Source organism: Marinomonas atlantica (assembly GCF_001639725.1).
Lineage (GTDB): Bacteria > Pseudomonadota > Gammaproteobacteria > Pseudomonadales > Marinomonadaceae > Marinomonas > Marinomonas atlantica.
Genome location: NZ_LTAW01000001.1, coordinates 567,082 through 589,089, shown reverse-complemented (window position 1 = coordinate 589,089; position 22,008 = coordinate 567,082). Strand labels below are relative to the sequence as shown.

18 protein-coding genes are annotated in these 22,008 nt (G+C 45.8%); 10 read left to right on the top strand and 8 right to left on the bottom strand.

The window, feature by feature from the left end:
• Positions 1-388 precede the first annotated feature (388 nt).
• A complete protein-coding gene (gene purL / locus AYW75_RS02740) occupies positions 389-4,285 on the bottom strand; it encodes a phosphoribosylformylglycinamidine synthase (protein ID WP_067094981.1) in 3,897 nt (1,298 codons plus the stop codon).
• Positions 4,286-4,390: 105 nt separating this feature from the next.
• On the bottom strand, positions 4,391-4,927 hold the full coding sequence (gene tadA, locus AYW75_RS02735) for a tRNA adenosine(34) deaminase TadA (protein ID WP_082856357.1): 537 nt from the start codon (positions 4,925-4,927) through the stop codon (positions 4,391-4,393).
• A gap of 48 nt (positions 4,928-4,975) precedes the next feature.
• On the opposite strand from tadA, the gene AYW75_RS02730 reads away from it, so the two are divergent.
• The gene (locus tag AYW75_RS02730) at positions 4,976-5,386 is read left to right on the top strand and encodes a CBS domain-containing protein (protein ID WP_082856356.1); all 411 of its coding nucleotides are present in this window, start codon (positions 4,976-4,978) and stop codon (positions 5,384-5,386) included.
• Between the two features lie 47 nt (positions 5,387-5,433).
• Here AYW75_RS02730 and AYW75_RS02725 read toward each other — a convergent pair whose 3' ends face one another.
• The 4 genes from AYW75_RS02725 to AYW75_RS02710 all read right to left on the bottom strand — a co-directional run bounded on the left by AYW75_RS02725 (position 5,434) and on the right by AYW75_RS02710 (position 10,835).
• Positions 5,434-5,655 (bottom strand): cold-shock protein, encoded by a 222-nt coding sequence (locus AYW75_RS02725; protein WP_067094978.1) that lies wholly within the window; start codon positions 5,653-5,655, stop codon positions 5,434-5,436.
• Positions 5,656-5,715: 60 nt separating this feature from the next.
• On the bottom strand, positions 5,716-8,499 hold the full coding sequence (locus tag AYW75_RS02720; RefSeq protein WP_067094975.1) for a valine--tRNA ligase: 2,784 nt from the start codon (positions 8,497-8,499) through the stop codon (positions 5,716-5,718).
• Positions 8,500-8,584: 85 nt separating this feature from the next.
• Positions 8,585-9,082 carry a hypothetical protein gene (locus AYW75_RS02715; RefSeq protein WP_067094972.1) on the bottom strand — a complete coding sequence of 166 codons (498 nt, stop codon included), beginning with the start codon at positions 9,080-9,082 and terminating at the stop codon, positions 8,585-8,587.
• 295 nt (positions 9,083-9,377) lie between these two features.
• Complete coding sequence (locus AYW75_RS02710; protein ID WP_067094969.1) at positions 9,378-10,835, bottom strand: leucyl aminopeptidase; 1,458 nt, start codon at positions 10,833-10,835, stop codon at positions 9,378-9,380.
• A 127-nt stretch (positions 10,836-10,962) separates the two neighbouring features.
• Here AYW75_RS02710 and lptF point away from each other — a divergent pair, with 127 nt between their 5' ends.
• Both lptF and lptG read left to right on the top strand, forming a co-directional pair.
• Entirely contained in the window at positions 10,963-12,078 is a 1,116-nt protein-coding gene (gene lptF / locus AYW75_RS02705; protein ID WP_067094966.1) for an LPS export ABC transporter permease LptF, read from the top strand.
• Complete coding sequence (lptG, locus tag AYW75_RS02700) at positions 12,071-13,132, top strand: LPS export ABC transporter permease LptG (RefSeq protein WP_067030383.1); 1,062 nt, start codon at positions 12,071-12,073, stop codon at positions 13,130-13,132. The genes lptF and lptG overlap by 8 nt, the downstream gene beginning before the upstream one ends.
• 21 nt (positions 13,133-13,153) lie before the next feature.
• Here lptG and AYW75_RS02695 read toward each other — a convergent pair whose 3' ends face one another.
• Both AYW75_RS02695 and AYW75_RS02690 read right to left on the bottom strand, forming a co-directional pair.
• Positions 13,154-13,579, bottom strand: a complete 426-nt coding sequence (locus AYW75_RS02695; RefSeq protein WP_067094963.1) for an RDD family protein — start codon at positions 13,577-13,579, stop codon at positions 13,154-13,156.
• Between the two features lie 121 nt (positions 13,580-13,700).
• A complete protein-coding gene (locus tag AYW75_RS02690; RefSeq protein ID WP_067094960.1) occupies positions 13,701-14,861 on the bottom strand; it encodes an aminotransferase class I/II-fold pyridoxal phosphate-dependent enzyme in 1,161 nt (386 codons plus the stop codon).
• A gap of 169 nt (positions 14,862-15,030) precedes the next feature.
• Here AYW75_RS02690 and dksA point away from each other — a divergent pair, with 169 nt between their 5' ends.
• The 7 genes from dksA to panC all read left to right on the top strand — a co-directional run bounded on the left by dksA (position 15,031) and on the right by panC (position 21,992).
• Entirely contained in the window at positions 15,031-15,465 is a 435-nt protein-coding gene (dksA, locus tag AYW75_RS02685; protein WP_067094957.1) for an RNA polymerase-binding protein DksA, read from the top strand.
• A gap of 3 nt (positions 15,466-15,468) precedes the next feature.
• Positions 15,469-16,350, top strand: coding sequence for a tRNA glutamyl-Q(34) synthetase GluQRS (gluQRS, locus tag AYW75_RS02680; RefSeq protein ID WP_067094955.1), 882 nt, complete (start codon positions 15,469-15,471; stop codon positions 16,348-16,350).
• Between the two features lie 64 nt (positions 16,351-16,414).
• On the top strand, positions 16,415-17,836 hold the full coding sequence (locus AYW75_RS02675; RefSeq protein WP_067094952.1) for a sigma-54-dependent transcriptional regulator: 1,422 nt from the start codon (positions 16,415-16,417) through the stop codon (positions 17,834-17,836).
• A gap of 557 nt (positions 17,837-18,393) precedes the next feature.
• Positions 18,394-19,818: a polynucleotide adenylyltransferase PcnB gene (gene pcnB / locus AYW75_RS02670; protein ID WP_067094949.1), complete on the top strand. Its 1,425-nt coding sequence runs from the start codon at positions 18,394-18,396 to the stop codon at positions 19,816-19,818.
• Positions 19,819-19,827: 9 nt separating this feature from the next.
• Positions 19,828-20,313 (top strand): 2-amino-4-hydroxy-6-hydroxymethyldihydropteridine diphosphokinase, encoded by a 486-nt coding sequence (folK, locus tag AYW75_RS02665; protein ID WP_067094946.1) that lies wholly within the window; start codon positions 19,828-19,830, stop codon positions 20,311-20,313.
• Positions 20,314-20,316: 3 nt separating this feature from the next.
• Entirely contained in the window at positions 20,317-21,144 is an 828-nt protein-coding gene (panB, locus tag AYW75_RS02660) for a 3-methyl-2-oxobutanoate hydroxymethyltransferase (RefSeq protein WP_067094944.1), read from the top strand.
• Positions 21,141-21,992 carry a pantoate--beta-alanine ligase gene (panC, locus tag AYW75_RS02655; protein WP_067094940.1) on the top strand — a complete coding sequence of 284 codons (852 nt, stop codon included), beginning with the start codon at positions 21,141-21,143 and terminating at the stop codon, positions 21,990-21,992. The genes panB and panC overlap by 4 nt, the downstream gene beginning before the upstream one ends.
• Positions 21,993-22,008 lie beyond the last annotated feature (16 nt).

The window sequence follows — 22,008 nt, the reverse complement described above, 5'->3', positions numbered from 1 at the left end:
TTTAAGACTTCAAAATTTTTAGAAGTCTCCAGCGAGCGCCCACACAAATTATCTGATTATCTATTTTAAAGAGCGTCTGACTTCGTTACCGCTTCGTTGTTGTGAAGCGTTGTCCGTGTCAGTGGAGGCGTATAATACGCATCTGAATTTTCAGTGCAAGCGGTTTTTAAATTAATTTAATAAAAACGCATCATTCTTTTAAATAGCGCCAAATTTGATTAATAAACACACAAACAAACACCTAAACGGTCAAACATCAATCAACTTTGACCTATGTGGTTAAGCAGACGTCGTTTTTAAAACCTCACCACTCATAACATTGCACTAGAAACGAAAAAGCCCACGGCTTTTGCAAGCAGCGGGCTTTTCGATTCTTAAAGCTAGAAGATTAGCCTAGGAATTTGCGTGCATTTTGGAACAAACGTAACCAAGGACCTTGCTCTTCCCAACCTTCTGGCTTCCAGCTGTGTTGCACCGCACGGTAAACACGTTCTGGATGAGGCATCATAATAGTCACTCGACCATCTTCAGACGTTAGACCGGTAATGCCTTCCGCAGAACCATTCGGGTTGAATGGGTAGCGCTCAGTTGCTTGACCATAGTGATCTACATATTGCAGAGCCACTTGACCATTGGCTTGCAAGATGGCTTTGTGTGCATCGTCACGGTACTCAGTGTGACCTTCACCGTGAGCAACCGCGATCGGCATGATCGAACCTGCCATGTCCGCTAGTAGAACAGAGTTAGACTCTTTTACTTCCACCTGAACAAATCGCGCTTCAAATTGCGCTGACTGGTTGCGAACAAACTTCGGCCAGTTTTGCGCGCCTGGAATCAGATCATGCAAGTTAGACAGCATCTGACAACCGTTACAGATACCTAGAGAGAAAGTTTCTTTGCGATTAAAGAAGGCTTCGAACTGCTCGCGTGCACGGCTATTGAATAGGATAGACTTCGCCCAACCTTCACCTGCGCCCAGTACGTCACCGTAAGAGAAACCACCACATGCCACTAGACCGTGGAATTCTTCTAGAGACACGCGCCCTGTTAAGATATCACTCATATGAACGTCGACTGGATTGAAGCCTGCCTTGTGGAAGGCGGCTGCCATTTCCACCTGACCGTTCACACCCTGCTCACGCAATACCGCCATACGAGGTTTTGCGCCTGTATTGATGTAAGGCGCTGCAACGTCAGCATTGATATCAAAGCTTAGTTTCGCTGAGAGACCAGGATCTTTCGCATCGAGCAAGTTATCGAACTCTTGCTGTGCTGATTCTGGGTTATCACGCAGTGCTTGAATACGGTAGCTGGTTTCAGACCAAGTACGCTGCCAAGTCACACGATCTTGAGAAAGCACTTGCTCACCTTGGAAAGTGAAGTTCAAGGTATCACTATCGTTTAATGTTGCAACGGCGATCGCAGATACACCGGCCATTTGATAAGCCGCCAGTACTGCGTCTACTTCACTGTTCGCAACTTGGATCACCGCACCAAGCTCTTCGTTGAACAACGCTGCTGCTAGAGACGCTTTGTCTTTGGCAACATTGGTTAGATCAACATCTAGACCGATGTGGCTCGCAAATGACATTTCCGTCAAAGTTGCGAACAGACCACCGTCGGAACGGTCATGGTAAGAAAGCAGTTTACCTTCAGCGTTCAAAACTTGTGTCGTATCGAAGAAGCCAGCCAGTACTGATGCACTGTCTACGTCAGGCGTTGCGTTACTGACTTTGTTAAAGACTTGCGCAAGTACCGAACCACCTAGACGGTTTTGGCCAGCCCCAAGATCCAATAGGATCAATTGGCTGTCAGCCTGCTTAAGTTCAGGGGTAAGAGTCTTACGAACATCTTCAACCGGTGCAAACGCTGAGATGACTAGAGACAATGGTGAGGTAACGGCTTTTTCTTCGCCGTCTTCTTTCCATACTGTCTTCATCGACATTGAGTCTTTACCGACTGGAATGGCGATGTCCAATGCTGGACACAGCTCCATACCGACCGCTTTCACGGTTTGGTACAGTTTCTCGTCTTCGCCGGCGTGACCCGCAGCCGCCATCCAGTTTGCAGAGAGCTTAATGTGGTTACGTTTGGTGATTTTCGCTGCTGCTAAGTTAGTTAGCGCTTCACCCACCGCCATGCGACCAGACGCTGGTGCATTCAATAGTGCAGCTGGCGTACGCTCACCCATGGTCATCGCTTCACCTTTATAAGTGTCTAGCGATGACGTTGTAACCGCAACGTCTGCCACAGGCACTTGCCAAGGACCCACCATTTGATCACGCGCCACCATACCTGTGATAGTACGATCACCAATGGTAATCAAGAAGCTCTTAGACGCTACCGTTGGTAGGCTAAGTACGCGTTTCACCGCTTCCGCCAGTTCCAATTCAGAACCATCAAAGTCATCGCCTTTTACATCAGCTTTAGTCGCTTCGCGATGCATTTTTGGTGCTTTACCAAATAGAACAGACATCGGAAGATCGACTGGGCTGTTGTCGAAGTGAGGATCTTCAACTTCTAGGTGCAGTGCTTCTTTCGCCTCACCAACGACCGCAAATGGGCAACGCTCACGCTCACAAATCGCCGCAAACTCGTCAATGCGGTCAGCAGGAATTGCCATTACGTAGCGTTCTTGAGATTCGTTACACCAGATCTCTAGCGGAGACATACCTAGTTCATCGTTCAAAACTTTACGTAGATCGAACTTACCACCACGCTCACCGTCTTTAACAAGCTCAGGCAATGCGTTAGATAAACCACCCGCACCCACATCGTGAATGAAGCTAATTGGGTTCTTGTCACCCAGCTGCCAACAACGGTCGATCACTTCCTGACAACGACGCTCCATTTCTGGGTTACCACGCTGTACCGATGCAAAATCTAAATCTTCGTTACCGTCCGCAGAAGCCATCGATGAGGCCGCACCGCCACCAAGACCGATCAACATCGCTGGACCACCTAGCACAACCAGCTTCGAGCCAACTTGGATCTCATCTTTCTCAACGTGCTCACGACGGATATTACCAAGACCACCGGCTAGCATGATTGGCTTGTGGTAACCACGTACCTCATCACCTGTTGGGCCTTGAACTTTTTGCTCAAAGGTACGGAAGTAACCTAGCAAGTTAGGGCGGCCAAATTCGTTGTTAAATGCTGCACCACCAATCGGACCTTCGATCATGATGTCCAAAGGCGTCACGATACGACTAGGTTTGCCATAATGACTTTCCCATGGCTGTTCAAAACCAGGAAGTTTTAAATCTGACACCGTGTAACCAGACAGACCCGCTTTGGGTTTAGAGCCTATTCCCGTTGCGCCTTCATCACGAATCTCACCACCAGAACCTGTCGCTGCACCCGCAAACGGTGCAATGGCAGTTGGGTGGTTATGTGTTTCCACTTTCATCAGAATATCGATATTTTCTTGGGAAAAGTCGTATTCTTTTGATTCTGGATTAGGGAAGAAGCGACCCGCTTTGTGACCTTCCATCACAGCTGCGTTGTCTTTGTAAGCTGACAACGTACCATCAGGGTTGTGCTCATGGGTATTTTTGATCATTTTGAACAAAGAACGTTCTTGTTCTTCGCCATCGATCGTCCAAGACGCATTAAAAATTTTATGACGACAGTGCTCAGAGTTTGCTTGGGCAAACATCATTAGCTCAATATCGTTAGGGTTACGACCTAGCTCCTGAAAAGATTCAACTAGGTAGTCAATCTCGTCTTCCGCCAACGCCAAACCAAGCTTCTGATTGGCGTCAGCCAATGCAGCACGACCACCACCTAAAACATCAACACTGGTCATTGGCTTTGGTGTCGCGTGAGCAAACATTGTTTGCGCAGCGTTTAGATCTAACAAAACACTTTCGGTCATGCGGTCATGCAGTAACGCAGCAACCTCATTACGTTGCTCATCAGTCAATGCAGCATTCGAGTGAATAAAATATTGAACACCACGCTCTACTCGCTCAACTTGCTCAAGACCACAGTTATGCAAGATATCTGTCGCTTTTGAAGACCAAGGAGAAATGGTACCAAGACGTGGAACAACCAATACGTAGTGATCAGATACTTGAATCGGCGCAGACTTAGCCCCGTAAGTCAGAGCCTGTTCTAGCACGTTTTGTTGATCTGAAGTCAGCGCCTGTTCTGATTTCAATTCAACAAAATGTAGAAATTGGGCATCGATATCTGTGATAGATGGATACAGATCTTTTAGACCGGCTAAAAGCTTAGCTTTGCGAAACGCAGAAAGCGCTGCGGAACCATGCAGAGTCAGCATGTCGAGTTTTGCCTCATATCGTGGTTTTGGGGAAAAATTTGCGCACATTTTAAATCATTGAGGTGTTTTTAAGCCAGTACAGACTTTGCATAATCAACACTTTCCTCACTCATCAAGGTTGATTCGCTCTCTAGCTTGTTGTTTTAACCGTTTTTTTTGCTCACGTCGGTACTGAAAAAAGTTTGAAAGTTGCTCGCTCGCTTGAACGGCAAGCACGCCACCCTGACTTTCAACACGATGATTTAGGTAACTGCTATCAAAAAAAGCTAGCTGACTTTCCACTACGCCGCTCTTTGGCTCAGTTGCGCCGTAAACAACTCGCGCCACTCGACTGTGAATAATGGCTCCTGCGCACATAGAACACGGCTCTAAGGTAACGTATAACGTCGCACCAGGTAGACGGTAGTTGTTCATTTTTTTGCAAGCATCACGAATGGCTTGAATCTCTGCGTGCGCCGTTGGATCGCAGGTATGAATCGGGGAATTAAAGCCCTGGCCGATGATTTCATCATCCAGTACAACCAGTGCACCTACTGGGATTTCATTTTCAGCAGCTGCTTCTTGCGCTAATTCCAGCGCTTTAGCCATCCAAAATTCATCTTTCTCTAGTAACCACTGACTATTATCTATTGCGCTTGGCATTTATTATCTCCTAGACTCATAACAACTATTATACAAGGAGTTCGAAGCGTGCAAACTGTCGCCGACTTAATGATTACAAATTTGGTTACTCTTAAAGAGAGTGATTCCCTCGCCACTGCGAAGGCCTTGATGTCAGAAAAGAATATCCGCAACTTACCTGTTATTGATGACCAAGGTAATTGCCTAGGCATGCTGACGCAACGCGAATACCTCAAACATGCATTTTATCTTGTCAGCCAATTTGGCACTCAGCAGCTCCAGAAAAAAGAAGAGCAAACACCCGTTCGCAATGCCATGAACAAGGACACATTGTCCATTGATCCTAGCTTGCCACTAAAAAGTGCAGCTGAATTCTTTATTGAAAACAAATACGGCAGCCTGCCGGTAGTCGAGAATGGTAAGTTGGTCGGCATCTTAAGCCCTGTCGACTTTGTCAAGCTGGCTCACAGCATGCTTTAAACAGACACAAAAAAACCAGCTGATTCAGCTGGTTTTTTTATAGGAGGCTAGAGTGGCCGTTTCTCGAGTTTCACCTCGGTCGCTTGTGTCCCAAAATCCGTCTGGATGACATCAAAACTCACCGACTGGCCTTTCTTCAACGTTTTATGCCCATCTGACAGAATGGCCTTATAGTGAACAAATACATCTGGAAAACCATCACGCTTAATAAAACCCACACCTTTGGTGTCGTTAAACCACCGCACTTTGCCAAATAACCGTTCTGCCATTGACCACCTCTTGTTACTTTAGCCAGTTGCCCCACTGGTCACAATGAGGCGACTGCCACTTTATAGAGATTCGATGCTAGCCTTTTGCTCTTCAAGTCGAGCAACAACCAACTTCAAGTCTTCACACTTTGCTTTCTCTTTCTCTACGACCGCTTCAGGCGCTTTAGCAACAAATGACTCGTTACCTAACTTACCCTCAATGCGCTGTAGATCTTTACTGGCTTTATCGATTTCTTTTTGTAGACGAGCAAGCTCAGCCTCTTTATCAATCAAACCAGCCATAGGCACCAACACTTCCATCTCACCGACTAAGGCTGTCGCTGACATCGGCGCCTCAGCACCGGCTTCAAGCCAAGTGACGGATTCGATTTTCGCAAGCTTCTGAAGGAACGCTAAGTTCGCTTCCATACGCACCTTGTCTTGCTCAGAACCATTACGGAAAAACACTTCTAGAGGTTTAGAGGGTGCGATGTTCATTTCACCACGAATATTACGAACACCTTCGATAACCCCTTTTAGCCATTCAACATCGGCTTCGGCTTCAGCATTTTTCTTCGCTTCATCCGTTTCAGGGTACGCCTGCGTCATAACGGTTTCACCCGTTTGACCCGCCAATGGCGCAATACGCTGCCAAATTTCTTCAGTAATAAAGGGCATCATCGGGTGAGCTAAACGCATGAAGGCTTCCAAGACGCGAACCAGTGTACGACGAGTACCGGCTAATTGTGCTGGCGTTGAATTCTCATCCCACAGTACAGGCTTAGATAACTCTAGATACCAATCACAGTACTCGTGCCACATGAACTCATAAATAGCTTGAGCGGCTAGGTCAAAACGATGTGTGTCGTATGCTTTATTAACCGCCTCTTCTGCGTGTTGTAAACGCGAGATGATCCATTTATCGGCTAATGAAAGCTCAACTTCTGCACCATTTTGCGCACAATCTTGGTCTTCCGTATTCATTAATACGTAACGTGTTGCGTTCCAAATCTTGTTACAGAAATTACGGTAGCCTTCCAGACGATTCAAGTCGAACTTGATATCACGACCACCGGATGCCAATGAACACAGCGTGAAACGCAGTGCATCAGTACCGTAAGAAGGCATGCCTTCTGGGTACGTTTCGCGGGTATTCTTTTCAACTTTTTCAGCCAAACGAGGCTGCATCATGCCATAAGTACGCTTAGCAACAAGTGACTCAAGGTCGATACCGTTGATCAAATCCAACGGATCGATCACGTTACCCTTAGACTTAGACATTTTATCGCCACGTTCATCACGGATAAGGCCAGTGATGTACACGGTTTTGAAAGGTACCTTATCGGTAAACTTCAGGGTCATCATGATCATACGCGCGACCCAGAAGAAGATAATATCAAAGCCGGTTACCAGAACATCTGATTCAGAAAACTGCTCAAAGTCTTCTGTTTTTTCTGGCCAGCCTTGCGTGGCAAACGTCCACAATGCGGAAGAGAACCACGTATCCAGTACATCTTCGTCTTGAACCAGTTCCACATCCGCTGCTAGGCCGTATTTTTGGCGTACATCGTCTTCGCTTTGACCAACGTAGAACTTACCATCAGCATCATACCAAGCTGGAATTTGATGACCCCACCAAAGTTGGCGTGATATACACCAATCTTGTAGATCACGCATCCAAGAGAAGTAAGTGTTCTCCCATTGTTTTGGTACAAACTGAATATCACCATTTTCAACAGCTTCAATCGCTGGCTTCGCCAACGTTTCAACCGCCACATACCACTGCTTAGTTAGGTATGGCTCAACAACCGTGTTGCCACGCTCACTGCGCGGTACTTTCAGCTTGTGGTCGGCAATTTTCTCTAACAGACCTAGCGCTTCGAAATCTTTCACAATTACTTTACGCGCTTCAAAGCGATCTAAGCCACGGTATTTATCAGGCGCCTCATTGTTGATTGCCGCATCGTCCGTAAAGATGTTAAGCATTGGTAAGTCGTGGCGTTTACCTACTTCATAGTCATTGAAATCGTGGGCAGGTGTGATTTTTACACAACCTGTGCCAAATTCTTTATCAACGTATTCATCAACAATAATTGGAATACGACGACCTACAAGCGGTAACACAATCTCTTTACCGACTAAGTCAGAGTAACGCTCATCATCATGCGCTACCGCAACGGCGGAGTCACCTAGCATGGTCTCAGGACGCGTTGTCGCAACCACAATGTAATCTTTGCCATCTGCTGTTTTCACACCATCCGCTAGAGGGTAACGGAAGTGCCACATGAAACCATTTTCTTCTTCTGACAATACTTCTAGGTCAGAAATGGCCGTGTGCAGTTTAGGGTCCCAGTTTACCAAGCGCTGACCACGGTAAATAATGCCTTCGTCATAAAGACGTACAAACACTTCTTGAACCGCAGCAGACATGCCTGGGTCCATAGTAAAACGTTCTTTAGTCCAATCGACAGAGTCACCTAATACACGCATTTGATCAGAGATCGTGCCGCCTGACTGACCTTTCCATTCCCATACTTTTTCAAGGAACTTCTCACGACCTAATTCAGTACGTGTTTGGTTTTGCGCAGCCAGCTGACGCTCAACAACCATTTGCGTCGCGATGCCCGCGTGGTCACTACCTGGCTGCCACAAAGTGCGCTTGCCTTGCATACGTGCACGACGAATCATGGCATCCATTAAACTGTGCTGGAATGCGTGTCCCATATGCAAGCTACCGGTGACGTTAGGCGGTGGAATCATGATAGAGAATGGCGTGCCATCACCGCTTGGTGCGAAATAGTTGTTTTCTTCCCAGCGAGTGTAAATAGGCTGTTCGATACTTTGAGGTTGGTAAGTCTTTTCCATTATGGTGTCTTAAAGCTCTTGGATGGCAAAATAAAGTTGAGGGGATTATAACGTTTACACAGTGGTCGAGAAAGTCACGTCACCCCTAAGGATCATCGTGTCTTGAGATTTCCATCATTACTTCTGCAACCAGCTCTGGCAATCTGCGTTCTAGAACGCTTTTGATGGCGTCCGCAATAAGTTGAGACTGATCTTTATCTGCCGTATTAGGTTGTACGGCAGTAGCCACATGCTCAACCGTTTGAGTGACAGATTCGGAAACAGTCTTTGTAACGGTCTCAGTTGTCTCTTCAGGCGGCTCGTAATTAAACTCAGCACCTTTTTCAGGTGGTTCGTATTGGAATTTGGTCTTTTTCTCAGGCGCTTCGTACTTAAAGGTTGGCGTCGGCTTTTCCGTCTCCGCTTCATCAGAAAACAGAGATTTCTTCAAGTGCATTTCCTGACTAATGGGTGTTGCTGCATCATCTGCACCCACGATATCCATCAAGATAGGAATATCATCTTTATTACGTAACGCAGCTGTTAGGACTGTTTCGTCCGGCTCAGACATAAACATTTGAGCATCAGAAAGCACATCAGACATAAAAAATCACAACCAAACCTAAGTGTATCGTACTAAATCAAGACTGATTTCAGTTTAAATTTTTCCGATAGGAAACGTTCAAGTTGTACAACTTTCGCACTGAACTGGCCAAAAGTCCACCCTAACGATACGCGCCGAAAATCACACCAAACTATACCTACCTATATAACTAAAAAAGATACAGTCTAGCGATTTCATCACTTTTCATCGCCAAGAGCAAAGTTCAAATTCATTAGCAAACAAAAAAACCCTGCAAGCATGACAACTTACAGGGTTTTATTGACTTAAGAGAGCTCTAGTTCGCTTTACTTAATAAGTATTGAGTCAACAGACCTACAGGGCGGCCGCTCGCACCTTTCGCTGCCCCACCTGTCCAAGCTGTGCCAGCAATATCCAAGTGCGCCCAAGGGTAACTTTCAGTAAAGCGCGAAAGGAAACAAGCCGCCGTTACCGAGCCGGCCTCCGGTCCACCAATATTCCCCATATCGGCGAAATTGCTATCCAACTGCTGCTGATACTCTTCATCCAACGGCATCTGCCAAAGTTTGTCTGCGGCTTCACTGCCAGCTGCTTTCAAAGCATCCGCTACGTCTTGCTTATTAGCGTACATACCTGAATTGACACTACCAAGGGCCACAATACAAGCTCCCGTCAATGTCGCAATATCAACCACTGACTGAGGTTTAAAACGCTCAATATAAGTCAATGCATCACATAACACTAAACGTCCCTCCGCATCTGTGTTCAACACTTCCACTGTTTTACCTGACATTGTACGTACTACATCGCCAGGCTTCGTAGCACGTGCACTTGGCATGTTTTCCGCTGCAGCAATCACTGCAGTAAAGTTCAATGCGGGCTTCAGTTCACAAATTGCCTTCATCGTTCCGAATACACTGGCCGCACCACACATGTCGTATTTCATTTCGTCCATTTTCGCACCGGGCTTCAATGAAATACCACCCGTATCAAAGGTAATACCTTTACCTAGCAAAACATGCGGCGCTTCATCTTCTTTGCCACCACGGTAGTGCATAACGATCAAGTAGCTTGGCTGATCACTGCCGCGTCCAACTGATAGCAGACAGTGCATACCAAGCTCATCCATTTTGGTTTCATCTAGCAATTCGATATCAATACCGAATTCTTCACCAAGATGCTGCGCTTTGGAGGCCAAGTAAGCTGGCGTACACACATTACCCGGCAAATTACCCAATTGACGAGTGAACGCAGAACCAGACGCTGTTGCAACACCAATGTCTAACGCTGCTTGGTCACTGCCTTCAATTAACAGGGTTTCAACTTTTGTAACTTTATCCGCATCCGATTGTTTGAAGCCAAGGAATTCATAAAACGCTTCATTAAGCCATTGTGCTAACAAGGTAGTAATGTTTTTCTGGTCACGATTCTTAACAGACAAACCTGTTGCAGCGACAGCAACGGTTGCATATGGAAGTCCTTTAATTTGTGTACCGATTGCCGCAATGACTTTTTTCGCATTCATATCAGAAAGCGCTTCTTTGCCCGTACCGACCAACAATAGTGCTGGCTGACGTTCTGATGTGCTTGGCAATAATTGTGTTTGTGCTACACCGGCTTTGAAAACGGTTTGTTCGCGTAGTGCTGTAATCTGGCCTTGTACTTTTTCATCTGCCTGTGCCGTTGCGGCTGGCAACTCACCTTCACTCGGAACGAATACAACAAGCAGGTCAGCTTGCACATCAGCAGCATTGTTGAACAATTGTGTTTTCATATTTCCCATCCAATTCAATAATCTTTCTAAAATACTGGCTACCTGCGGCAACTATCGAGATAATATTGGCCGCTTTAAAACAGTAGCGATCGCCTGAAGTCACGCTAGAACTCCAGTAGAGGTTCCTTTGAAACTATTCAGATACTTGGCTAAAGAAGTGTTGGTGTCAACCGCAGCGGTGACGCTCATCTTACTTCTTGTCATTTTAAGTGGACGCATCGTCAATTACTTGGGACGTGTCGCAGAAGGAAAAATGAGCTTTGACTTTTTGTTCATTATCTTGGGACTCCATGTACCAAGTTTTATTCAAGTCATTTTGCCGTTAGCTTTTTTCCTTTCTTTACTCTTGGCTTACGGCCGACTGTACATCGAAAATGAAATGTCGATTCTATTCGCCAGTGGCGTCAGCAAAGTAAAACTTGGAGTCTACACCTTAGGTATTGCACTTTTTGTGACGGCCATCTCGGCCACCATAAATTTTTGGGTATCTCCAACGTTTGAGTATAAAGCTCAAGAAATGACTCGCTCCCAAAGCCAGCTCACCGCTTTCGACTTTTTACAGCCGGGAAAGTTTGAGGGCTCAGGACAAAAAGCCACTTACATCGAAAATTTTACCGCCGATGAGGGCTGGATGGAAAATCTGTTTATTTCAGACACGACCATCAAATCAAATCAGCGTATCCCAACTCAAACCTTAGCACGCTACGGCGAGTTAGTGCGTTTTGCTGAGCACGACGGGTTACAGTATTTGGTCCTTAAAGATGGGGTACGTTATGAAGGCACCCCTGGCACTGGAAACTACAGCCTAACGACCTTCGATACCTATGCTATCCGCATTGAGGACCGCCCGATGCAAGATATTACAGCTGAGGAAGCTCAGCCAACCCTGTCTTTACTGCAGTCCAGCGATCCAAAATTAGTTGCAGAATTACAATGGCGCATCAGCCTCGTCATCATTGTGCCGATACTGGCCATTATTGGTTTATCGCTCAGTCAAGTGAACCCAAGACAAGGACGTTTCTTTAAAATGCTGCCCGCTATCATTTTGCTGATCACATATTTAGGCATGCTTATCTGGGGACGCACGGCGTTAGAAAAACAGATTATTCCAGCACAATTAGGTTTATGGTGGGTGCATGTCATCTTCTTGCTGATAGGCACCTACACCTTCCTGCTCTTCAACCAAGCCTTCTCGCGTAAGTCCGCGAAACTGCCTAAGAACAAGGAGAGCCGCCATGCGTAAACTTGACCACTACGTTGGCATGAGCGTATTACTGGCCGTCTGCTTGGTGGCGTTTGTTTTACTAGGACTGGACTTTGCGATTACCTTTATCGAAGAAGTAAAAAAGATAAATGATCAATACACCGCCGGCACTTTAATCCAAGTACTTGGACTACGTATCCCAGGAAAGCTAGCGGAATACTTACCTGTTTCCTCTCTAATTGGAACCTTAGTTGGACTCGGAGCCTTAGCGTCCACCTCTGAAATTACCGTTATGCGCGCCGCGGGTATCCCATTATGGCGTCTAGGTTTTGCAGCTTGTAAGCCAGTCTTACTTTTGGCTGTACTTGGGTTATTGGTTGCGGAATTTGTATCACCTATCGCAGAACAAAAAGCCAATCTTGTGGATAAGCTTCAAGTTGGCGTCAACCAAGATTTCGCCATCACTGGCGGTAGCTGGCTTAAAACAAATGGCGACTATATCTATATTGATGCCGCAGATCGCGAAGGTAATTTATACAACATTACCATTTACGATCGCGAAGGTGATCAGTTACGCGCCATCCATGCGGCAAAGCGTGCCACTCAAGTTTCTGAAGACACTTGGCAACTACAAAACATCCAGACTTCAACGTTTACCGATACTAAAGTTGAAGTAAGCAACACAAAAAGCCAAGAGTGGACCTCTTCGCTAAAGGCCGATTTCTTGTACTTATCCACACAAGAACCGGACAGTCTGTCACTTACTCAGCTATATCAGTATTCAGCCTTTTTAAAGGAACAAGGACTTAACGCGGGGAATTATGAGCTCGCCTTCTGGAGCAAAGTCTTTAGACCTTTATCATCGTTAGCACTAGTGATCGTGGCCATTTCTACGGTATTTGGACCTCTGCGCTCATCTACTATGGGGGGGCGTATTTTCTCTGGCGTATTGATTGGATTGGCCTTCCAAAACAGCCTTTACATCACGGGACGGTTTAGCCTTGTAAGCTCGTTGCCACCCCTTTTGGGCATCCTAATCCCGATCCTTATTTGCTTTATGATCGGTTTATACCTGCTCAAACGTCGCCATTAGTAATGACGCTCAGCGCAGCCATTAAGAATCTTGGCTGCGCTGCTTGTGGTCAATAAATTCCAACCGCGTCTGTGACATTTTGTCATGCCACGTTTGTTGCTTCTTATCAATTAGCGCCCACAGAAATCCTAACCCACAACATGCCCAAGACACTAACGCAAACACATAGCGCGCTGTCGCTTGTCGAGCCGTAATTGGCGCGCCGCTTTCTTGCACTACGCGAAACTTCCAAACCTGCATTCCCAGTGTTTGACCAGGATAACGCCAAAATTTGAAGAAAAAGCCCCATGCAATCAACAGCAACAACCAAAACATCCAGAAACTCTCCACAGCTTCACCATCGTTAGACATCACCGCAATCCAACCTACGATGAAATACAACGCGATCAATAAAAGAGCATCATAAAAAGCGGCCGCCAAGCGACGCCAAAGCTGAACTTTACGCATATCAACCCTACACCCAAGCACACAAATTTTAATGTCAACTATAATGCAGAGTAATAACGCGCTTTAAAAGGAGGTTTTCCAAAACCTAAAAAGAACACGATTAAGGTCAATAAAAAGCACCTTAAGATGCCATGAATCGCTCGATCCGCACCAAGGCCTGCTCAATTCGTTCACAATCACAGGTATAAGCAAACCGCACATATTTATGCGCCTCTCTGTGTCCAAAGTCCGCACCCGGCGTCAGTGCAATATACTCTTGTTGCAACAAATCTAAACACCATTGCATTGCATCTGTCGTAATCGACGACACATCAACATAAACATAGAACGCACCTTGCGGCGCTGACGCAATAGTCAAACCCAAACGTTTCAAGCCGTTTATCAAGGTAATACGACGTTTAGCTAAGGTCTGACGACGGTCTTCGCACTCTGCCAGCACATCTGGTTCGAAGGCGCGAAGTGCAGCATATTGCGCAACAGATGATGCAGATATAAATAAATTCTGCGCCAGTTTTGTTGCGCCTTCAATGGCCCACTCTGGCACCACAATCCAACCTAAGCGCCACCCCGTCATAGCAAAGTATTTTGAAAAGCTGTTCACGACAAAAATATCATCGCTGATGCTTAACGCGGTAAAATCGAGCCCTTCAAAGACGAGTCCTTGATAAATTTCATCCACCAACAAATGGCCGCCCTGTTGCTGAACAATCGACCACGCTTGCTGTATATATTCCTGAGACAACACTGAGCCGGTTGGATTAGCCGGAGATGCTAACCACAACCCTGTTGTCTGATCACGCCATTCACTTTGCAACTGCTTAAGATCAATCTCGAAGTTATTTTCACTGAAACATTCCAACATACGAGCTGTCGCACCAACTTGTAATAAAAAATGACGATTACAAGGGTAGCAAGGGTCTGGCATAAGCACTTCTGAGCCCACTTCTGCCATCAATGAACTAAGCAGTAATAAAGCACCTGACGCACCTGGCGTCACGACAATACGCTCTGTGCTCACGTCAACGCCATAACGCTGTAAATAAAACTTACTGATCGACTGCCTCAACTCAGGCAACCCTGTCGCAGAGGTATAACCGGTCTTTCCTTCGCTGATCGCCGCAATGCCTGCTTCGCTCACTGCTTGTGGTGCACTGAAATCAGGCTCCCCCACTTCTAGGTGGATAACATCCTGACCAGCGGCCTGCAATTGCTTTGCTCGCGCCATCACCGCCATCACCTGAAATGGGGCTATTTGTTCCACGCGTTTTGCTATTGTTTGCATGCTAAATCTCTAACGTTTGTAAATATGCTTGGAAAAGAATAACGCTTTTTGCGCAAAAAATGTGGTTATAACTCAGATTATCTGATAACTTTCCGCCCGAAAAATTAAACCACTTTAACTTAATGTAAACAGGTTACCACAAGGAACACCTGGGAAGTGAGGCAAGACTATGCCAAGTAAAAATCCTGAATCATTGATGAAAGACTTTACACCTTACGTTGCGGCGGACGGTGAAGAGTACATGAACGAAAAACAATTGGCGCATTTCAAAAGCATCCTTCTCAACTGGAAGCAAAACCTGATGGAAGAGGTTGATCGCACCGTTCACAACTTACAAGAAGAAGCGGTGAACTACGCTGATCCAAACGATCGCGCCAGTCAAGAAGAAGAGTTTAGCCTAGAGTTACGTGCTCGAGACCGTGAGCGTAAATTGGTTAAAAAAATCAATCAAACCATCGAGCGAATCAACGAAGACGACTACGGCTTCTGTGATGAGTGTGGCATTGATATCGGCATCCGTCGACTTGAAGCTCGTCCTACTGCAAGCATGTGTATCGATTGCAAAACACTTGCTGAAATCAAAGAGAAGCAAATCGGCAACTAAACCATGCCCAATGCTTATCGCGGCCGGTTCGCCCCATCGCCTACCGGCCCGCTTCATTTCGGCTCTTTGCTCAGTGCCGTTGCGAGTTACCTAGATGCTCGCCAACAACAAGGCACTTGGTTAATTCGCCTAGAAGATGTCGACGGCACTCGTTGCCATGACACTTTTCAGCAAGCTATTCTCGATACATTAGCCAGCTATCATCTTATTTCTGATGAGGATGTAGTGCGTCAATCCGACCGCCAAAGCCTTTATCAACACTTCTTGGAACAACTTACTGCATCAAACCTAGCCTACCCTTGTCAGTGCACCCGCGCGTCTTTAAAGACCAATAGCGGGCTACACCCAAATCAATGCCAATGTGATGTAAACCACCCTCACTCATGGCGCGCGTTCTGTGAAGTCGGCCGCTACGAATATTGCGACCCTATACAAGGCAAACAATATTTTGATATTAGCCAACCATCGAATCACCCAGTATTAAAACGCAAAGATGGCTACTTTTCTTACCAGTTAGCAGTAGTGGTAGACGACCACCTACAACACATTAGCCATATCGTGCGCGGTGCCGACTTACTGGACACCACTGGCCAGCAACTCTGGCTTTACCAACAGCTTGGCTGGCAAGCACCCTTTATGATGCACTTACCCCTCATTGTGAATGAGTTCGGTGATAAAATAAGCAAACAGAATCATGCTAAAGCCATCCCAAATGGGGAGCGACAGATTCTACGGCGAGTATTGTATTATCTAGGATTCAAAGATGTTCCAAAGGATTACTCGTTGCCTCAACTACTATCTTGGGCAACTGAGCACTGGCAACCTAAAAAACTATCCCAAGCAAACCTTGCCTTGCTTGATACTGACCAACACCTCATCCAATAGCCGCACTCGCACCCCCACTAAAAGTGAGTATAATCGTGACATCAAGTTACAAGGGGTGACAAAAATGTATCATGTTATGGTGATTTGCGATGACTACTCACCACTAAAAGAAGTGGATCGCTGGTTAAGCCGAAATGGTTTTCACGTCAACATTAGCCAATCAATCGACCAAGCCATTAAATACTACGAACTGGATGACTTCGAACTACTTCTGATTGACGCAGACGTGGCCCCGGAAGACGCCTTAACAAAAATAAAGCATCATACTTTTATCATTTTTGATCAACGTCCAAGCCTAAATGCCGCCATAGAATACATGTCTAAGGGCGCGAACTACTTTATTCCACTGCCCACAGATTCCGACACCGTGTTAGCCCAAGTGATCGCAGCACTGGAAAAACCTAAACAAGACAACAGCACTCAATCGCCAGCCACTCCAGAGAACATCAGCTTATTTGCATCGCGTGAAACTGTGCCTAGCAGCCCCACACTTGGCTCTCCTGAAAGCGGTATCATTGGCAACAGCCCAGCCATGCACACTTTGTTTGATGAACTCGTAAAAGTTGCCAAAACAGATGCCACAGTCTTAATTCATGGTGAGTCTGGTACAGGTAAGGAGCTGGTGGCCAAGTCGATCCACAATTTATCTAAGCGCAAAAATAACGCACTCATCAGTGTAAACTGTGCAGCCATCCCCGAAAACCTTATCGAATCAGAACTTTTTGGCCATGAAAAAGGCGCTTTTACTGGCGCCGTATCTGCACGAGACGGTCTTATTATGGCTGCCGATGAAGGAACTTTATTCTTGGATGAAATCGGTGAATTACCACTTGAAGCTCAAGCACGGCTATTAAGAGTACTGCAAGAAGGTGAAATTCGTCGAGTCGGCGCAGTTACGTCAAGCCATGTTGACATTCGCTTAGTAACGGCGACACACCGAAACCTTTTACAGATGGTGCAAAACGGCATGTTCCGTGAAGATTTGTATTACCGACTGTATGTAATGGAACTATCAGTTCCAGCTTTAAGGGAGCGCGGCGAAGACATCTCTCTCATCGCTAAGGTACTGCTCGAAAAAGCCTGTAAGAAACACGACAAGGCTCTACCGCGATACACCAAAGCATTTGATGCAGCAATACGATCACATCAATGGCCTGGCAATGTACGTGAATTAGAGAACGCTCTAGAGCGCGCCGTTATTCTTAGCCCCGAGGGAAAGCTGGACGCTTACAACCTCAAACTAAAGAACAGGGAAGGTCATACAATCGTAACAAAAACAGAGCATAATGGCGCCGCCTTCGATATAGCCTCATCGTTTGAGATTGAAGGCTCCACTCTTGATGATTACTTTAAGCATTTTGTGCTAACGCACCAACATAAAATGACCGAAACACAGCTTGCACAATCTCTGGGCATATCCCGAAAAAGTCTTTGGGAACGCCGCCAAAAACTCAACATCCCACGAAAAGTAACAGAACAAAAGTAACACTTGCTACCACAATACTCACATAAACGAACCTAAATAGTAAAAAAAGTGCACAACCTTACAAATAAATCCTTATTTATCAGTGCATTGTGAAAAGTGGCACAAGAAATGCCTTATATATGACACAACGATAACAAGATTGACGATAATAAAAATAAGTTAATCATTGTAAACGTTCCTTCAAATAAAAATAAAACATAAGGAACACCGTAGTCTCTGAAAATAAAAATAAAATTTGAGACTACGGATGAAAAAATCGCTTTGGATAATTGATTTTTTTAGATATGCAAGCCGTTAAGGCGATGAAGACATTGCAATAATAAAAATAAAACTTGAGTAGAACTGCAGAAGCAGCACGAACTTTGTTTTCGGAACTAGTATCTTCATGTATCCAAAGCGATTATTTTATTTTCGCTTTTTTCTTTGTAATACCCTTTCTTCTTAATATCACTCTCTAACTTGCTATATTCCTTTGTATTCCTTCTTTGTTTATCGTGTAACTTCCATCTCACCCGTGTAGAATATTCAAACACATCAACAATTGAATTATTTATATAATGCTTGCAGGTTTTAAGTCTTTGGTTCGTAAAGCGTCTTCCCTTTTTGGCTCAGACGAGTCTCGACAACTACCTCTGGAAATCCCCAGAGACCAACACACGTTCTCGAGAAAGAACATCAGTCCAAACGCGCTGAAAGTTCTTTACCGCTTACATGAAGCAGGATTCGATGCCTATCTAGTGGGTGGCTGTATCCGAGATCACCTTATAGACATTGAGCCAAAAGATTTTGATGTGGTGACTAACGCCACTCCAGAACAAGCCCATGCACTGTTTTCAAATTCACGTTTAATTGGTCGTCGTTTTAAACTAGTTCATGTTACTTATGGCCGGGAAATGATCGAAGTTTCCACTTTCCGTGCCAACACTGCAGCACAACACCCTGCAGAAACAGACCAGAAAAAGCCTTTAAAAGACAAAGATACGGCCAAATCGTCACATGGCATCATTCTAAGAGACAATGTTTATGGCAGCATCGAAGAAGATGCTAATCGTCGTGACTTCACGTTCAATGCCCTGTACTACAACATCGCAGATTTCTCGATTAACGATTACTGCGGTGGCCTAGAAGACATTGCTAATCGCCAAATTCGCATCATCGGAGACGCTCGTCAGCGCTACCAAGAAGATCCTGTACGCATGTTGCGTGCGATCCGATTTGCCGCCAAACTAAACTTTGAAATCGAAGCAGAAACCGCTGCGCCAATTAAAGAAATGGCGCATCTATTGGACCACATTCCACCCGCACGCTTGTTTGAAGAAGTTCTGAAGTTATTAGGCAGCGGCTATGGCGCAGCAACATACACCTTGCTACGTGAATATGGCCTATTCAAATACCTATTCCCTGATACGGATGCCCTATTAAAGAGCGGCTGGCATCGTAAAGACATTGACCCTGAAGCTTTCATCCTACAAGGCTTAAACAATACAGATCAACGTATTCAAAGTGGTCGCAGTACGGCACCTTACTTCTTATACGCTATCCTATTATGGCCAAGCGTGGCACTTCGTCATGAAGAGTTTGAAAAGCAAGGTTTGCCTGAAATGCCTGCGCTGCATCAAGCTGCAACCATGGTGTTAGATAATCAGGTGGCCTCAACGGCCATACCGCGTCGATTTTCTACGCCAATGCGTGAGATTTGGGATTTACAGTTCCGCTTACCTAAACGCTATGGCAAGCGAGCCTTAACACTTTTGCATCATCCTCGCTTCCGTGCCGCTTACGACTTTCTACTAATTCGTGAACAAAGCGGAACAGAAATGGGTGGACTGGGCGACTGGTGGACCAACTTTCAGCAAGCCCCCGAGAACCAGCAGCGTGACCTAATTAATAAAGCCGACGAACGCAAAACCGATGGCGTAAAACCTAAACGCCGTCGCCCACGCCGCCGTAAAAATAACGCAAAGCAAATACCGGAAGAGTAAATAAGCGTAATGAACCATGTATACATCGGACTGGGAAGCAATTTAGACAACCCACTGGCACAGCTGAAAAGCGCATTAGAGGATCTAAAAAAGCACGGTGATATTCATAATTTCACCTGCTCATCATTGTACTCAAGCAAGCCCGTTGGCCCCCAAGACCAGCCCGATTACATTAATGCCGTCGCCTATTTCAATACGGAGCTCGATGGCATTGCAACGCTCGACTTACTACAGAATATAGAACAAGCACATCGTCGCATTCGTGAGCGCCACTGGGGGCCTCGTACCCTCGATTTGGATATACTACTATTCAACCAAGACGCCATAGAGCTTCCACGCCTGACCGTACCCCATCCTTTTATGCTAGAACGCGGGTTCGTGATCCGTCCCTTACTAGATCTAGCGCCAGAGCTGCTACTGCATAATGGCAAAACTGTTGCAGAGCATGTTAGTCAACTTGATACCAGTGACTTGGTAGCGATTAAAGAAGCGTAAGTTATGTACTCAGACACGTCAGTGAAGAAACCTACTCGCCCTATCACTCTTTCCAAACTACAGCGTATGAAACAGGACGGTGAAAAATTCACCTGCCTTACTTGCTACGATGCCACCTTCACCCATGCGATGAATCAAGCGGGGGTGGAAACAATTTTAGTGGGTGACTCATTAGGCATGGTAGTACAGGGCCAAGACAGCACACTTCCGGTTTCGATTGACGACATGTGCTATCACACTGCCGCTGTAAAACGCGGTAACAGCCATGCTTTCATACTGACCGACATGCCTTTTATGAGTTACAGCTCCCCAAATCAAGCACTCGACAACGCCGCTAAACTGATGCAAGCAGGCGCTAATATGGTCAAGCTTGAAGGTGGTAGCTGGCTCGCAGATACCGTGCGTTTGCTTTCTGAACGAGGCATTCCGGTTTGCTCACACCTTGGTTTAACGCCACAAGCTGTGCATAAGTTGGGAGGCTACAAGGTTCAAGGTCAAAACCAAGCCGCTGCTGATCTTATCCTGAAAGAGTCGTTAGAATTAGTAGAGGCTGGCGCAGATGTTTTGTTATACGAATGCATCCCTGCCGCACTCGGTAAAACCCTAACGAGCGCCATTAACGTCCCCGTTATTGGTATCGGCGCAGGCGCCGATACAGATGGCCAAGTATTGGTTATGCACGATATGCTGGGTATCAACATTGGCCGTCCGGCACGCTTCGTAAAAAACTTTTTAACTGACGGCCGTAGTATCGAGCAAGCTTTTTCGGCTTACGTTGAAGAGGTTAAAAACGGTTCATTCCCTGCACCTGAGCATACATTTGACGCATGAAAACATTTCACACGATTGCTGAACTTCGCACAGCTTTAAAAAGCGAACGCCTACAAGACAAACGTATTGCCTTTGTTCCAACTATGGGGAATCTTCATGAAGGGCACATGGATTTAGTACGCCGAGCTCGTCAAGAAGGGGATGTCGTCGTCGCCTCTATCTTCGTTAACCCGATGCAGTTTTCAGCGAATGAAGACCTCGAACGCTACCCTCGTACACTAACAGAAGATCAGGCATTGCTAGAGAGCAATACTTGCGACTACTTATTCGCGCCATCGGCATTGGAAATGTACCCTGACGGGAAACGCAGCCAAACTCAAATCGAAGTAACAGGCTTGTCTGACATTTTATGTGGAGCAACACGCCCTGGACACTTTGTGGGTGTCGCTACCGTCGTCACAAAACTTTTTAACATCGTAATGCCTGATTGTGCGATATTTGGTAACAAAGATTTTCAACAATTAAAAGTCATTGAAGACATGGCACGCGACTTAAGCTCAAATGTCGAAGTCATTGGTGTAAACATTGCACGAGCAGACTCAGGTCTCGCAATGAGCTCGCGTAATGGTTACTTAAGCGCTGAAGAACTCAGCATCGCGCCGACTATTTACCAAACCCTTCTATGGGCAAAGCAAAGCATTTTAGAAGGTCACGTAAGTTACGCTAACATTTGCGAACAAGCTCTTCAGAAGCTTGAAGCAGTGGGATTTGAGCGTGACTACTTTGAAATACGTGCACAACACGATTTACTAACACCATCAGAGAAAGAGAAGCAACTAGTGATCCTTGTTGCCGCCTACTTAGGCAAAGCACGGTTGATCGACAATATAACTGTTGAACTGCCGTAATACTCTTACACTCAAC

Excerpts from the sequence above, each read along its gene's own strand:
- dksA (WP_067094957.1), top strand. The coding sequence starts at position 15,031 with ATGCCAAGTAAAAATCCTGAATCATTGATGAAAGACTTTACACCTTAC.
- gluQRS (WP_067094955.1), top strand. The coding sequence starts at position 15,469 with ATGCCCAATGCTTATCGCGGCCGGTTCGCCCCATCGCCTACCGGCCCG.
- AYW75_RS02720 (WP_067094975.1), bottom strand. The coding sequence starts at position 8,499 with ATGGAAAAGACTTACCAACCTCAAAGTATCGAACAGCCTATTTACACT.
- purL (WP_067094981.1), bottom strand. The coding sequence starts at position 4,285 with ATGCTGACTCTGCATGGTTCCGCAGCGCTTTCTGCGTTTCGCAAAGCT.
- AYW75_RS02675 (WP_067094952.1), top strand. The coding sequence starts at position 16,415 with ATGTATCATGTTATGGTGATTTGCGATGACTACTCACCACTAAAAGAA.
- AYW75_RS02695 (WP_067094963.1), bottom strand. The coding sequence starts at position 13,579 with ATGCGTAAAGTTCAGCTTTGGCGTCGCTTGGCGGCCGCTTTTTATGAT.
- lptG (WP_067030383.1), top strand. The coding sequence starts at position 12,071 with ATGCGTAAACTTGACCACTACGTTGGCATGAGCGTATTACTGGCCGTC.
- pcnB (WP_067094949.1), top strand. The coding sequence starts at position 18,394 with ATGCTTGCAGGTTTTAAGTCTTTGGTTCGTAAAGCGTCTTCCCTTTTT.
- folK (WP_067094946.1), top strand. The coding sequence starts at position 19,828 with ATGAACCATGTATACATCGGACTGGGAAGCAATTTAGACAACCCACTG.
- AYW75_RS02710 (WP_067094969.1), bottom strand. The coding sequence starts at position 10,835 with ATGAAAACACAATTGTTCAACAATGCTGCTGATGTGCAAGCTGACCTG.
- panB (WP_067094944.1), top strand. The coding sequence starts at position 20,317 with ATGTACTCAGACACGTCAGTGAAGAAACCTACTCGCCCTATCACTCTT.
- AYW75_RS02715 (WP_067094972.1), bottom strand. The coding sequence starts at position 9,082 with ATGTCTGATGTGCTTTCTGATGCTCAAATGTTTATGTCTGAGCCGGAC.
- AYW75_RS02690 (WP_067094960.1), bottom strand. The coding sequence starts at position 14,861 with ATGCAAACAATAGCAAAACGCGTGGAACAAATAGCCCCATTTCAGGTG.
- AYW75_RS02725 (WP_067094978.1), bottom strand. The coding sequence starts at position 5,655 with ATGGCAGAACGGTTATTTGGCAAAGTGCGGTGGTTTAACGACACCAAA.
- panC (WP_067094940.1), top strand. The coding sequence starts at position 21,141 with ATGAAAACATTTCACACGATTGCTGAACTTCGCACAGCTTTAAAAAGC.
- tadA (WP_082856357.1), bottom strand. The coding sequence starts at position 4,927 with ATGCCAAGCGCAATAGATAATAGTCAGTGGTTACTAGAGAAAGATGAA.